Here is a 13,882-nt window from a genome sequence, read left to right on the forward strand (position 1 = left end):
CCCTGCCGCCGTTCGCCCGCCGTTTTCGGCGGTGCGATCCTGTCGGGCCGCCTCAGGCCTTTTGCGCCTCAGGCCTTGGCCGCCTCCGCCTGGAGGCGCTTCAGCCAGCGCTTGGCCTGCGCGCGCACCCGGCTCGGCGCGGTGCCGCCGTAGGATACCCGGCTCTGCACGGAGCGGGTGACGGACAGGACGCTGAACACATCCTGCGTGATGCGGCCATCCACGCTTTGCATGTCCTCCAGCGACAGACGGTGCAGGCCGATGCCGCGATCGGACGCGAGCGCGACGATGCGGCCGGTGACGTGATGCGCCTCGCGGAACGGCAGGCCCGCCGCGCGCACCAGCCAGTCGGCGAGATCGGTGGCGGTGGAATAGCCTTGCCCGGCCGCGCTCTTCATGCGCGCCGTGTCGGGCTCGATGTCGCGCACCATGCCGGCGGTGGCGGCGATCACCAGGGACAGGGCCGAAAAGGCGTCGAAGGCGCCCTCCTTGTCTTCCTGCATGTCCTTGGCATAGGCGAGCGGCAGGCCCTTCATCACCACCAGCAGCCCGGTCAGCGCGCCGATGATGCGGCCCGCCTTGGCACGCACCAGCTCGGCGGCATCCGGATTGCGCTTCTGCGGCATGATGGAGGAGCCGGTGGTGAATTTGTCCGACAGCCGGATCAGCGCGAACGCCGGCGAGGTCCAGATCACCACCTCCTCCGCGAAGCGCGAGAGATGCACGGCGCAGATGGCGGCGGCGGAAAGCGTCTCCAGCACGAAATCCCGGTCCGACACCGCGTCCAGCGAATTCGCGGTGGGCCGGTCGAAGCCGAGCGCCTTGGCGGTCATGTCCCGGTCGATGGGAAAGGACGTGCCGGCCAGCGCCGCCGAGCCGAGCGGGCATTCGTTGAGCCGCGCGCGGGCATCGCGCAGCCGGCCGCGATCGCGCGCCAGCATCTCCACATAGGCCATCAGGTGATGGCCGTAGGTCACCGGCTGGGCGGTCTGGAGATGGGTGAAGCCGGGCATGACGGTGGCGGCATGGGCGAGCGCTTTTTCGCTCAGCGCCAGTTGCAGGTCGGCCATCTGGGCGTCGAGCGCGTCCAGCGTGTCGCGCACATAGAGGCGGAAGTCGGTGGCCACCTGGTCGTTGCGCGAGCGCGCGGTGTGCAGGCGCCCCGCGCTCGGGCCGATCATGTCGGCGAGGCGCTGCTCCACATTCATATGGATGTCTTCGAGGTCGCGCCGGAAGGTGAAGGTGCCGGCCTCGATCTCTGACAGGATCGTGTCTAGACCGTCCTGGATCTTCTCGACATCCTCGCCCGCGACGATGCCCTGCTGCGCCAGCATGGCGGCATGGGCCTTGGAACCGGCGATATCCTGGGCGAAAAGACGCTGGTCGAAGCCGATGGAGGCGTTGATCTCCTCCATGATCGCATCGGGGCCCGTGGAGAAGCGCCCGCCCCACATCTTGTTGCTCATGACGGATCTCCGCTGATGACCGAGCCGACCTTGCCGCCCTCGCCCCCGGACCACCGCGCCGCGCCCGCCCGTGGCGGCAAAGGGCGCATGCTGGCTGTGGTGGCAGGAGCGGCACTTGCTGGCGCCGTGGCCGGCGCGCTCGCCCTATACGGGATGAATGCCCTTCCCGGCAATGCACCCGCGCTCACGGCCGCTTCATCGGCGCCGAATTCGCAGGCGGCCGCTGTGCCCGAGAGCACCAGTTCGGCCCGCGATCCCGCCTGCGCCCCGGCGGTGGAGGCGGCGAAGCGGCTCGCCCCGCTCGCCAAGGGCGAGATCGCCGCCTTTACGCTGGCCACCGAGCCGCGCCGCCTGCCGCCGCTCTCCTTCGCCGACGGCACCGGCACGCCGAAGACGCTGGCGGATTTCAAGGGCAAGATGATGCTGGTCAATCTCTGGGCCACCTGGTGCGTGCCGTGCCGCAAGGAGATGCCCGCCCTCGACCGTCTGGAGCAGACCCTGGGCGGAGCGAATTTCCAGGTGGTGGCGATCAATCTCGACACCCGCGACGCGGAAAAGCCCAAGGCGTTCCTGAAGGAGATCGGCATCTCCAACCTCGTCTTCTACGCCGATTCCGGCACCAAGACCTTCCAGGCCCTGCGCGCCGTGGGGCGCGGCTTCGGCCTGCCCACCACCTTGCTGGTGGATGCCCAGGGCTGCGAGCTCGGCTATCTCGCCGGCCCGGCGGAATGGGCGAGCGAGGATGCCCAGCATCTCATTAAGAGCGCCTTGGACGGCGGGCGGAGCTGAGTTTGGGGAAACCGGGTTTAAGCGCGCGGGCCCCCTCCCCACCCCTCCCCCGCAAGCGGGAGAGGGAGCCTGCGGGGCCTGCGGGGCCTGCGGGGCCTGCGGGGCCTGCGGGGCCTGCGGGGCCTGCGGGGCCTGCGGGGCCTGCGGGGCCTGCGGGAGGCTATTCCTTTTTCAAGCCTTGCAATCCCCTCTCCCGCGTGCGGGGGAGGGCTAGGGAGGGGGCAATCGGGGTCAGAGTCATCGAGGGGAAACGGAACAACTGAAGCGGCGCCGCCCCCGCACGTGACGCCTCTCAAACCCCCAGCAGCAGCTTCATCGCCCGCACGCCGACGGGCGTCGCCGAGGGGCCGTTGCAGAGCACGAACACCCCTTCGCCCGAAGGCTTGCCGCTGCCCTGCCAGGCGGAAAAACCCATCCAGGCGGTGAAGCCCGCCACCCCGCCGTCCTTGGTGAGCACCGTGACGCGCCCGCGCGGCGCCGTCGCATCGGCGCGGAACCAGCCATAGGCGGTGCGCGAGGCGCGTCCCCCGGCGCAGGCGGAGGCGGAGAAATCCGCGCCCTGCTGATAGGCGAGCGCGGGATCTGAGAGCCCGCCCTTCGCAAGGCCCATGTTGAGCCGCAGATAGGCCAGCATATCCGCCCCGGTGCTGACGATGCCGCCGGCGCCCACCGCCAGCGCATGGGTCGGCCGATAAGGCGCATCGCGCGGCAAAGGCTGCCATTGCTTGGTATGGCCGAGCGGCAGGCGCGCCTTCATGCCGGGCCGGAACCAGCCCGTGTCGCCGGCGCCGAAGGTGGCGCAATAATCCCCCAGGCGGCGGTCGTAGCGCTCGGCGAAGCCGTCCGCGTCCGCGCCCGCGATCCCCGTTCCGGCCATGGCGAGCAGCGCCCAGCCGAGGTTGGAATAGGCATAGCAGGCGCCCTGCTCCATGGGCGGATTATAGGTGGACAAGAAGTCGAACAGAGTCTGGAAGCCGGCCATGGTGCGCGGCGGATAGGCCCCGCCCTGGTTGTCCTGCGGCAGGCCGGGACGATAGGTGGCGAGATTGACGAGGCTCAACCCCTCCACCGCCGGCGACAGGCGCGCGCTGCCGCCGAGCCAGGTGCCGAGCGTGCCCTCGAACGGGCCATGGCGCTTGTAATGCACGCTGGAGGTGAAGACCTTCGAGATCGAGCCGATCTCGAACGGCGTCTTCGCGTCGAGGGCGAGCGGCTGGCCGAGAGGATTGGTGAGGTCCGCGCCGCCGGCGAACAGCAGGCGCCCCGCGCCGCCCGGCCCCACAACGCCCAGCACCAGGGCAAGCCGCGCCGCGCGCGAACTCCGCGCCCGTGCGCATTCCGAATCGATCAGGGCCTGGAATGGATCGGTGTCGCCGGACACGGCCGATGCGGCAGGGGTAGGGGCGCCGATCGGCTGGGCGCGGGGGCCACGCGCCCCGAGGGGCGATGCGAGCCCGCCCATCGCCAGCCCGCCCAGGACCATCGCGCGCCGTGTCAGCATTCGCCGCTCCCCCGACCTTCGCGCCCAGGCAAGGCCCGGTTTGCGGCAAGATCAGGGACGGCGCGTGCTGTACACGCAAACGGGAACGGCCGGGATCCCGTCGCGCAGCGGCAGCGCCGCGGGGGTCCGGATCAGCGGGTGGGAACCGGCTTCTCGCCGCGATAATCGTAGAAGCCGCGCTGGGTCTTGCGGCCGAGCCAGCCGGCCTCGACATATTTCACCAGCAGCGGGCACGGGCGATACTTGCTGTCGGCCAGGCCCTCATGCAGCACCTGCATGATGGCAAGGCAAGTGTCGAGGCCGATGAAATCCGCCAGCTGCAGCGGGCCCATGGGATGGTTGGCGCCGAGCTTCATGGCCCGGTCGATGGCATCCACGGAGCCGACGCCCTCATAGAGCGTATAGATGGCTTCGTTGATCATGGGCAACAGGATGCGGTTGACGATGAAGGCGGGGAAATCCTCCGCCACCGCATAGGTCTTGTGCAGCCGGGTCACGAACTGCTTGGCGCTCTCGAAGGTGTCGTCGTCGGTGGCGATGCCGCGCACCAGCTCCACCAGCTCCATCAGCGGCACCGGATTCATGAAATGAATGCCGATGAAGCGCTCCGGCCGGTCGGTGGAGGCGGCGAGGCGGGTGATGGAGATGGACGAGGTGTTGGACGAGATCAGTGCGTCCGGCCGCAGCACCGGGCAGAGATCGGCGAGGATCTTGCGCTTCACATCCTCGCGCTCGGTGGCCGATTCGATCACGAGGTCGCACTCGGCGAGCCCGTCCATGGTCGGCGCGCCGACGATGCGCTGAAGCGCGTCCTGGCGGGCCTGCTCGGTCACGGTGCCCTTGGAGACCTGCTTGGCCATGTTGCCGTTGATCGTGGCAAGGCCGGAGCGGATGCGGTCCGGATCGGCATCGCTCAGCGCCACGTCATAGCCCGCGAGCGCGCAGACATGGGCGATGCCGTTGCCCATCTGGCCGGCGCCGATGATCCCGACCTTCTTGATCTCGAGCGGCATGATGCTCTCGTCTTTCCGATATTGGGGGCCGAGATGGCCCCGGTCGGCGCCGAGCCGGGTGGACCGGCGCCGCATGGAGATGTCGCCCGGCTTCGATGGGCGCCGGGCGGGCCCTCAGCCCTTCGCCTTGGCGATCGCCGCCTGCAACTCGGGCACGATGGAGAACAGATCGCCCACAAGGCCATAGTCCGCAACCTGGAAAATAGGCGCTTCCTCGTCCTTGTTGATGGCCACGATGATCTTGGAATCCTTCATGCCCGCCAAGTGCTGAATCGCACCCGAGATGCCCACGGCCACATAAAGTTCCGGCGCGACCACCTTGCCGGTCTGGCCGACCTGCCAGTCGTTCGGGGCATAGCCCGCGTCCACGGCGGCGCGCGAGGCGCCGACCGCCGCGCCCAGCGCGTCGGCGAGCGGCTCGATCACCTCGGCGAACTTCTCCTTGGAGCCGACCGCGCGGCCGCCGGAGACGATGATCTTCGCCGCCGTCAGCTCGGGACGGTCGGAGGCGGCGATGCTCTCGTCCACGAACGAAGACACGCCCGGATTTTCCGCCGCACCGATGGTCTCGACGCTGGCCGAGCCGCCCTCGGGCGTGGCGCCGAACGAGGCGGTGCGCACGGTGATGACCTTCTTCGCGTCGGTCGCCTGAACGGTCTGGATGGCGTTGCCGGCATAGATCGGCCGCTCGAACGTATCGGGCGAAACCACCTTCACGATGTCCGACACCTGCATCACGTCCAGCAGAGCGGCGACGCGCGGCAGCACGTTCTTCGCCACCGAGGTGGAGGGGCCGACGATGGCGTCATAGGCCGGGGCGAGCGAGACGATCAGCGCCGCCAGCGGTTCGGCGAGGCGGTGGGCATAGGGTTCGCCATCGGCGAGCAGCACCTTTTCCACGCCGGAAAGCTTGGCGGCGGCCTGCGCCACGGCGGCGGCATTCTGCCCGGCCACCAGAATGTGCACCGGGCCGCCCAATGCGACCGCGGCGGTCAAGGCCTTGGCGGTGGCGCCGTTGAGAACCGAATTGTCGTGTTCGGCGAGCAGCAAAGTCGTCATCAGATCACCCCCGCCTCATCCTTGAGCTTCGTCACCAGCTCGGCCACCGAGCCCACCTTCACCCCGGCCTTGCGGCCCGCCGGCTCGGCGGTGTTCAGCACCTTGAGGCGCGGCGCCACGTCCACGCCATAGGCATCGGGCGTCTTCTCGTCGATGGGCTTCTTCTTCGCCTTCATGATGTTGGGCAAAGAGGCATAGCGCGGCTCGTTCAACCGCAGGTCGGTGGTCACGATCGCCGGCAGGGCCAGCTTGACGGTCTGGAGGCCGCCGTCGATCTCGCGGGTGACGAGGGCCGCGCCCTCTTCCAGCACCACCTTGGAGGCGAACGTGCCCTGGCCCCAGCCGAGCAGCGCCGCCAGCATCTGGCCGGTCTGGTTCGAATCGTCGTCGATCGCCTGCTTGCCGAGGATCACGAGCTGCGGGGCTTCCTCGCCCACCACGACCTTGAGGATCTTGGCGACCGCGAGCGGCTCCACCACGCCGTCCACCTTCACCAGGATGCCGCGATCGGCGCCCATGGCGAGCGCGGTGCGCAGGGTTTCGGTGGCTTGCGCCGGGCCGATGGACACCACCACGACCTCGGTCGCCTTGCCCGCTTCCTTGAGGCGCAGGGCTTCTTCCACCGCGATCTCGTCGAACGGGTTCATGGACATCTTGACGTTGGCCAGTTCCACACCGGACCCGTCCGCCTTCACACGGACCTTCACGTTGTAGTCCACCACCCGCTTGACAGGCACCAGGATCTTCATTGTTGAGCGCTCCTCCCGACCCACTTTAAGTGCGGCTGCGGAAAACCTCCCGCGCCGGAGCCATGCGCCGCAAACCACGCAGCGCAGCAAACCTTGGGGCGGGCAACCTAGGAGTGGCCCGAAACCGTGTCAACGCGGAAGCTGGCGCGGGTTTATACCGCTCCGCGCACCGCCCTCATTTCTCCCGGAAGGATCGCGTCAGGGCGTCCGTGAGGGGGCGCGTCAAATAGCTCATGACGCTGCGTTCGCCGGTGTTGAAAACCACTTCCGCCGGCATGCCCGGCCGCAGGCGCGCCTTCATCTCCTCGGGGATGTCCGTGCTCGCCACCGCCACCACCGCCTGGAAATAGGGCTGGTGGGTGGTCTCGTCGATGAGCCGGTCGGGCGAGACCGTGCGCAGCTCGCCGAGGATCAGCGGCGTGGTGCGCGAATGGAACGCGGGGAAGCGCACCTCCACGCCCGTGACGCCGCCGTGCAGGCGGTCGATGTCGGTGGTCGGCACCTGGGCATCGACGATCAGATCGTCGTTCTGCGGCACGATCTCCAGCATGGTGTCGCCCGGCCGCACCACGGCGCCCACGGTATAGATCTTCTGGTTGATGTTCTGCACGATGCCGGAGCGCGGCGCGCGGATGTCGATCCGGCTCAGCACGTTCTTCGAGACGTTCAGCTTCTCGCGCAGGTCCGCGATCTTCTGTCGCGTCTCGACGATCTGCCCGGCCACCTCTTCCTGCTGCTTCTGATCCAGCTGCTGGATCTGCATCTTCATTTCGCTGATGGTGTTGGCCGCCTTCGCCGCGTCGGCGATGTTGCGGCCCACCGTGCCCTGGAGCCGCGCTTTCTCGCGCTGGAGCTGGGCGACGCGCGGCTTGGAGACCAGGCCCTTGTCGTTGAGCTGCTGCACCCCGGCCAGTTCGTCGTCGATATAGAACAATTGCTGGTCGGCGGAGGCGCGTTCGCGGGCAAGGCCGTCGATCTCCGTCTGGCCCTGGGTGATCCGGCTGTTGAGGATGGCCGTCTGCCCCTCCAGCGAGGCCTTGCGGTCGCGGAACTGGGCCACCTGGTCGGCGAGGATGGATTTCACCGAGGGGTCCTCGGCGCGGGCGAGAAGCTCCGGCGGAAAGGTGATGGCGCTGGCGTGCTCGCGCTCCGCGGTCAGGCGAGCATCGTTCGCCAGCAGCGTGTCGAGCTGGCTGCGCAGGGAATCGTAATTGGATTGCGGATTGGTGGGATCGAGGCGGAACAGCAGGGCGCCGCGCTCCACCGCCTGCCCGTCCTTGACGTGGATCTCGGCGACGATGCCGCCTTCCAGATGCTGCACCACCTGGCGCTTGCTCTCCACCGACACCACGCCCGAAGCGATCACCGCGCTGTCGATATTGGCCAGCGCCGCCCAGCCGCCGAACACGCCGAAGGTGAGGAAGATCACGCCATAGCCCATGGTGGCTACGCGGCGGAAATCGCTGGAGGCCACGGGTGCCTTCATGCCGTTGTCCGCGTCGGCGATTTCCGGGGGCGGGGGCGGCAGGATCACTTCCCGCACGAACCGCGCGCAAGTTTCCCGCACGGCGGCGAGCCGCGCGGGCACCGCCTGGACGAACGCGCTTTGGCCGAGCGCGCTTTGCCCGAGCGCGCTCTGATCGATCCCCCGAAGCGCGGCGCCGAGCCGCGCGCGGGCGGTGCCGGCGGCATCTTTCACGGTGCGGAGGGAGCTGTCAGGACGAATGGACATGGGCTTCCCCTCAAGCGCCGGCGGCGTGGCCGCCGATATGTGCGGGCGCCGGGCCTTCCGCCGGTTGCACGAGGCGGGGGCCGAGCACCTTGGCGAGCACTTCGTCGCGCGGGCCGAACCCGTGCACCACGCCTTCGTTCAGCAGCAGGATGTAATCGCACAGCCCGAGGCTGTTGGTCTTGTGGGTGACCAGGACCACGGTGCGCCCGGCCTTCCGCAACGCCTGCACCGCCACCATCAGCGCCTGCTCGCCGGCGGCGTCTAGGCTGGCGTTGGGCTCGTCCAGCACCACCAAAGCGGGGTTTCCGTAGATGGCGCGGGCGAGCGCGATGCGCTGGCGCTGGCCGCCGGACAGCGAGGCGCCGCTCTCGCCGATCTCGGTATTATAGCCGCGCGGCAGGCGCTGGATCATCTCGTGCACGCCGGCCATCTGCGCGGCCTGGACGATCTGCGCCTCGTCGCGGGTCGCGAAGCGGGCGATATTGTCGGCGATGGAGCCCGCGAACAATTCCACGTCCTGCGGCAGGTAGCCGAGGCAGCGGCCGAGCTGCTCGGGGTCCCAATGGCCGAGGTCCGATCCATCCAGGCGGACCGCGCCGGCGCTGGCCGGCCACACGCCCACCAGCACGCGGGCAAGGCTCGATTTTCCCGCCGCGCTCGGGCCGATGATGCCGAGCACCGCACCCGCCGGCACGGCGAACGAGACGCCCCGCAGCACCGGCACGTCGCGGCCCGGCGCGTGGGCCACCAGATTTTCCACCTGCAGGGCGCCCGAGGGATCGGGCAGGCGCATGCGGGCGGTGGGAGCCGGCGACATGCGCAGCAGCTCCTGCACCCGGCGGAACGCCGAGCGGGTGGCGACGATGCCCTTCCAATTGCCGATCGCCATCTCGATCGGCTGGATGCAGCGCCCGACGATGATCGAGGCGGCGATCATCATGCCCGGCGAGATTTCCCGGTTGATGGCGAGATAGGCGCCGAGCCCGAGGATCAGGCTCTGCATGAACATGCGGTTGAACTTGGTGGCGGCCATCAGGAACGCCGCCCGGTCGGACGCCAGCGCCTGCCAGCCGAGCGCCGCGCCGCGATGGGTGATCCAGCGCTCGCGCAATTGCCGCACCATGCCCATGGCCTGGAGCACCTCGGCATTGCGGAAGGTGGTGGTGGCCTCGTTGTTGGCGCTGATGTTCGCCTTCGTCGCCCGGTCGAGGATCGGCCGCGTCACCTTGTCGTTGGCGAACGCGAGCACGCCGGAGATCAGGCAGCTCACCACCGCCAGGATGCCGTACCAGGGATGCAGCAAGGTGGCGAAGATGATGTAGATCGGCACCCAGGGCACGTCGCAGCAGGAGATCAGGCCGGGACCGGCGAAGAATTCGCGCACCGTGTCCACGTCCCGCAGGGCCTGCACATGGCTGGGCGAGGGCCGCCGCAGGGAAGCGCGCTGCACCGCGTCGAACGCCTCTTCCTTGATGCTCTCGTCGAACTTCGCCCCGGCGCGCACCAGCAATTGCGTGCGCAGCGCCTCGAGCGCGGCGGAGACCATGTAGAGGATGGCGACGATGACGGTGAGCAGCACCAGGGTTTGCAGATTGCGGCTCGCCAGGACGCGGTCATAGACCTGCATCATGTAGAGCGAGCCGGTGAGCCCGAGAATATTGATGAAGAAGCTGAACACCACCACGGTCCACAGGGCCGGGCGGGCGGCGTGCAGCGCATGGTCGAGCGCAGTCGGCGGTGATGGAAGCGATGGACGCGCAGCGGCGAGCGACTGGACCATGGACCCCCCGGACCCGGCGTCCCGCTCGGGGACGCACGCTTTCCCCGGCCCACGGGCCGGTTTTCTCTTGTCGCTATCGAACCGCCCCTTGGCAAGAGGCGAAAGTGTTGTGCCGACTTCGCTCAGGCGCCGGAACGGACAACCGGCGCGAGGTTCCGCACTGCGGTCGCCGCGAGGGGTAGCCGGTGCCGGCCCGCAGCATTTGCTTCGCTCATGCAAAAAAGCTCGTTAGACTAAAGGCGGAATACAGCGAAGCGGCGACGGGGGTCGGGCACATGTCGAGTGCGGTCTGGGCGGGGTTGAACGAGCCGGCGGACGAAACCAGCGATAAGGATCGCCCGCTGCGGGAGGACATCCGCCTGCTGGGCCGCATCCTGGGCGACACGGTGCGCGAGCAGGAAGGCGACGATATCTTCGCCCTCGTGGAGCGCATCCGCCAGACCTCGCTGCGCTTCCACCGCGATTCCGAGGAGGGCGCACGCCAGGAGCTGGAAGGCCTGCTGGAGAGCCTGAAGTCGGACACCGCCGTGCGGATCATCCGCGCCTTCAGCTATTTCTCGCACCTCGCCAACATTGCCGAGGACGTGCACCACACCCGCCGCAACCGCGCCCACGCGATCGCCGGCTCCGCGCCGCGCGTCGGCACCCTCGCCAACGCCTTCGCCCGCGCCGCCGCCGGCGGCAAGAGCCCGGACGCGCTCAAGGCCTTCTTCGACACGGCATTGGTCAGCCCCGTGCTCACCGCCCATCCCACCGAGGTGCGGCGCAAGAGCACACTCAACCGCGAAATGGAAATCGCCGCCTTGCTGGACCGGCGCCAGCGGGTCGAGGCCACCCCCGAGGAAGCCGCCCGCGACGTCGAGACCCTGCGCCGCGCCGTGCTCACCTTGTGGCAGACCGCCATCCTGCGGCGCATCAAGCTGACCGTGCTCGACGAGGTGGTGAACGGCCTGTCCTATTACGACTACACCTTCCTGCACGAGGTGCCGCGCCTGTTCTGCGCCATCGAGGACCATCTCGAACGGCTCGACCCCGAGGCCGGGCCGGTGGATGTGCCCTCGTTCCTGCGGGTCGGCAGCTGGATCGGCGGCGACCGGGACGGCAATCCCTTCGTCACCGCCGACGTGCTGCGCACCACGGTGGAGCTGCACCGCGACCGCGCCATGCAATTCCACCGCGAGGAAGTGGAGGCGCTTGCCGCCGAACTCTCGCTCGCGAGCCGGCTGGTTCCGGTTTCGGCGGAGCTGACCGAACTCGCCGCGCGCTCCCCGGACACCTCCGCCCGCCACCAGGACGAGCCCTATCGCCGGGCCCTCGCCACCCTCGCGGCGCGCCTCGCCGCGAGCGAGGCGGCGCTGAAGGGCGCCACCGTCCCCGCCGACCCGGCCTTTCCGCCCTATGAGAGCGCCGCCGCCTTCAAGGCCGACCTCGACATCATCCACCGCTCGCTGTGCGAGAACGGCTCGCGCGTCCTGGCGCGGGGACGCCTGCGCAACCTGCGGCGGGCCGCCGACTGCTTCGGCTTCCACCTCGCGAGCCTCGACCTGCGGCAGAATTCCGATGTCCATGCCCGCACGGTCGGCGAACTGCTGGAGGCGGTCTCGCCCGGCACCAATTATGCCGGCATGGACGAGGAGGCGCGCATCGCCCTGCTGACGGGCGAGCTCACCAACGCCCGCCCCCTCGCCTCGCCCTTCCTCACCTATTCGGACGAGACCCAGTCGGAACTCGCGATCCTGCGGGAAGCCGCGCACGCCCACCGCATGCTGGGCGGCGCGGTGATCCCCAATTGCATCATCTCCAAGGCGGAGGGCGTCTCGGACCTGCTGGAAGTGGCGCTACTGCTGAAGGAAGTGGGGCTGGTGCAGGCGAGCGGCACCAGCGCGCTCAACATCATCCCGCTGTTCGAGACGATCGGCGATCTCCAGGCCTGCGCCAAGGTGATGGATCGCATGCTGGCGATCCCGCAATATCGCAGCCTGGTGGACAGCCGCGGCGGCGAGCAGGAAGTGATGCTCGGCTATTCCGACAGCAACAAGGACGGCGGCTTCGTCACCTCGGGCTGGGAATTGTACAAGGCCGAGACCTCGCTGATCGAGGTGTTCGCCCGCCACAATGTGCGGCTGCGCCTGTTCCACGGGCGCGGCGGCTCGGTGGGGCGCGGCGGCGGGCCGAGCTATGACGCCATTCTCGCCCAGCCCGCCGGCGCGGTGGACGGGCAGATCCGCGTGACCGAGCAGGGCGAGATCATCGCCTCCAAATATTCAAATCCCGACGTCGGCCGGCGCAATCTGGAGATCCTGGTCTCCGCCACCCTCGACGCCACGCTGCTCCAGCCGGAACAGGCCGATCCGCGGCCGGAATTCTCCGCCTTCATGGAGGAATTGTCGGACCGCGCTTTTGCCGCCTATCGCGGCCTCGTCTATGAGACCCCCGGCTTCGAGGATTATTTCTGGTCCTCGACCGTGATCAGCGAGATCGCCACGCTGAACATCGGCTCGCGCCCCGCCTCGCGCAACAAGACCCGCTCCATCGAGGCGCTGCGGGCGATCCCCTGGGTGTTCTCCTGGGCCCAGTGCCGCCTCATGCTGCCGGCCTGGTACGGCTTCGGCACGGCGGTGAAGGGCTTCCTCGCCGCCCACCCGGACGACGGGATGGCGCAATTGCGCGCCATGTACAAGGAATGGCCGTTCTTCCGCACGCTGCTGTCCAACATGGACATGGTGCTCTCGAAAAGCTCGCTGGCGGTGGCCTCGCGCTATGCCGAGCTGGTGCCGGACGAACTGCTGCGCGCCCGCATCTTCGAGCGCATCCGCGCCGAATACGAAACCTCCATCGAACTGCTGCTCGCCATCATGGGCCAGAAGCGCCTGCTGGAGGGGAACCCCCTGCTCGACCGCTCGATCCGCAACCGCTTCCCCTATCTCGACCCGCTCAACCATGTTCAGGTGCACATGCTGAAGCTGCACCGCCGCGCCCAGGCGGGCGAGGATGTGGGGGACAAGGTGCTGCACGGCATCCAGCTCACCATCAACGGCATCTCCGCCGGATTGCGCAATTCGGGGTGAAAAGGGGGCTTGGACGCAGATCACACGCGAAGCGTTGTGGGATATCTTCCCGTTGCCTTTGAACTCGGAAGCGTTATGTATATCCAACGTAGATACGACGTAGGATAGAGAGAGCGGAGGCGTTCCCGATGATCACCACAATTGCAAAATGGGGGAACAGCATGGCGCTGCGCCTTCCCGCCGCCTTCGTGCGTGAAATCGCCGTCCGCGAGGGTACGTCGGTCGATATTTCCATCGTCGACGGCGCACTCGTGGTGCGCCCTGTCGAACCAATGCCGACCTATGATTTAGATACCCTTCTGAGGCAAATCAGCGACGACAACCGTCACGACGAGGTGCTTGCAAGCCCCTCTGTGGGCAATGAATTTTAATGCCCTATTGCCCCGAAAAATACGATGTCATCTGGATCGATTTCGATCCGCAAACCGGAAGGGAACAAGCCCACAGGCGCCCGGCCTTTGTGTTGTCTCCCGCCAGATACAACGCGAAGGCCCGCCTGTGCCTCCTTTGTCCGATTACAAATCAGGAGAAGGGATATCCCTTCGAAGTGAACGTTCCCGGCGGCCACAAGACGAGCGGTGTGGTCCTCTCAGACCAAATCAAAAGCCTGGACTGGTCCGCCAGGAACGCAGCCTTTATTGAAAGCCGCCCCGACTTTGCCGGCGAGGTGCTTGCAAAAATGCGGGCGATCCTCGGCATTTAAGTTCCAGGCGGGACATGGTCGG

The 13,882-nt window shown here is 68.0% G+C and carries 11 protein-coding genes; 4 read left to right on the forward strand and 7 right to left on the reverse strand.

Going from position 1 to position 13,882, the window contains the following annotated elements:
• Positions 1–68 precede the first annotated feature (68 nt).
• On the reverse strand, positions 69–1,466 hold the full coding sequence (gene argH / locus V5F84_RS01995; RefSeq protein ID WP_394043178.1) for an argininosuccinate lyase: 1,398 nt from the start codon (positions 1,464–1,466) through the stop codon (positions 69–71).
• A 15-nt stretch (positions 1,467–1,481) separates the two neighbouring features.
• Between argH and tlpA the strand changes: the two genes are divergently transcribed.
• Complete coding sequence (gene tlpA / locus V5F84_RS02000; RefSeq protein ID WP_394043179.1) at positions 1,482–2,255, forward strand: thiol:disulfide interchange protein TlpA; 774 nt, start codon at positions 1,482–1,484, stop codon at positions 2,253–2,255.
• A gap of 292 nt (positions 2,256–2,547) precedes the next feature.
• Here the strand turns inward: tlpA and V5F84_RS02005 are convergent, their stop codons facing one another.
• The 6 genes from V5F84_RS02005 to V5F84_RS02030 form a co-directional block, all read right to left on the reverse strand.
• Complete coding sequence (locus tag V5F84_RS02005) at positions 2,548–3,756, reverse strand: serine hydrolase (protein WP_394043180.1); 1,209 nt, start codon at positions 3,754–3,756, stop codon at positions 2,548–2,550.
• Between the two features lie 131 nt (positions 3,757–3,887).
• Positions 3,888–4,769, reverse strand: coding sequence for a 3-hydroxybutyryl-CoA dehydrogenase (locus tag V5F84_RS02010; protein ID WP_394015468.1), 882 nt, complete (start codon positions 4,767–4,769; stop codon positions 3,888–3,890).
• A 114-nt stretch (positions 4,770–4,883) separates the two neighbouring features.
• Positions 4,884–5,828 carry an electron transfer flavoprotein subunit alpha/FixB family protein gene (locus V5F84_RS02015; protein ID WP_394043181.1) on the reverse strand — a complete coding sequence of 315 codons (945 nt, stop codon included), beginning with the start codon at positions 5,826–5,828 and terminating at the stop codon, positions 4,884–4,886.
• On the reverse strand, positions 5,828–6,577 hold the full coding sequence (locus tag V5F84_RS02020) for an electron transfer flavoprotein subunit beta/FixA family protein (RefSeq protein WP_394043182.1): 750 nt from the start codon (positions 6,575–6,577) through the stop codon (positions 5,828–5,830). Before V5F84_RS02020 ends, V5F84_RS02015 begins: the two co-directional genes overlap by 1 nt.
• A gap of 175 nt (positions 6,578–6,752) precedes the next feature.
• Positions 6,753–8,309, reverse strand: a complete 1,557-nt coding sequence (locus tag V5F84_RS02025; RefSeq protein WP_394043183.1) for an HlyD family type I secretion periplasmic adaptor subunit — start codon at positions 8,307–8,309, stop codon at positions 6,753–6,755.
• 10 nt (positions 8,310–8,319) lie between these two features.
• Positions 8,320–10,089 carry a type I secretion system permease/ATPase gene (locus V5F84_RS02030; RefSeq protein ID WP_394043184.1) on the reverse strand — a complete coding sequence of 590 codons (1,770 nt, stop codon included), beginning with the start codon at positions 10,087–10,089 and terminating at the stop codon, positions 8,320–8,322.
• Positions 10,090–10,364: 275 nt separating this feature from the next.
• Here V5F84_RS02030 and ppc point away from each other — a divergent pair, with 275 nt between their 5' ends.
• The 3 genes from ppc to mazF all read left to right on the forward strand — a co-directional run bounded on the left by ppc (position 10,365) and on the right by mazF (position 13,860).
• Positions 10,365–13,157 carry a phosphoenolpyruvate carboxylase gene (gene ppc / locus V5F84_RS02035; RefSeq protein ID WP_394043185.1) on the forward strand — a complete coding sequence of 931 codons (2,793 nt, stop codon included), beginning with the start codon at positions 10,365–10,367 and terminating at the stop codon, positions 13,155–13,157.
• Between the two features lie 128 nt (positions 13,158–13,285).
• A complete protein-coding gene (locus V5F84_RS02040; RefSeq protein ID WP_394043186.1) occupies positions 13,286–13,528 on the forward strand; it encodes an AbrB/MazE/SpoVT family DNA-binding domain-containing protein in 243 nt (80 codons plus the stop codon).
• The gene (mazF, locus tag V5F84_RS02045; RefSeq protein WP_394043187.1) at positions 13,528–13,860 is read left to right on the forward strand and encodes an endoribonuclease MazF; all 333 of its coding nucleotides are present in this window, start codon (positions 13,528–13,530) and stop codon (positions 13,858–13,860) included. The genes V5F84_RS02040 and mazF overlap by 1 nt, the downstream gene beginning before the upstream one ends.
• The last annotated feature ends 22 nt before the right edge of the window (positions 13,861–13,882 follow it).

Source organism: Roseixanthobacter liquoris, from assembly GCF_043195135.2.
Classification (GTDB): Bacteria; Pseudomonadota; Alphaproteobacteria; order Rhizobiales; family Xanthobacteraceae; genus NCEH01.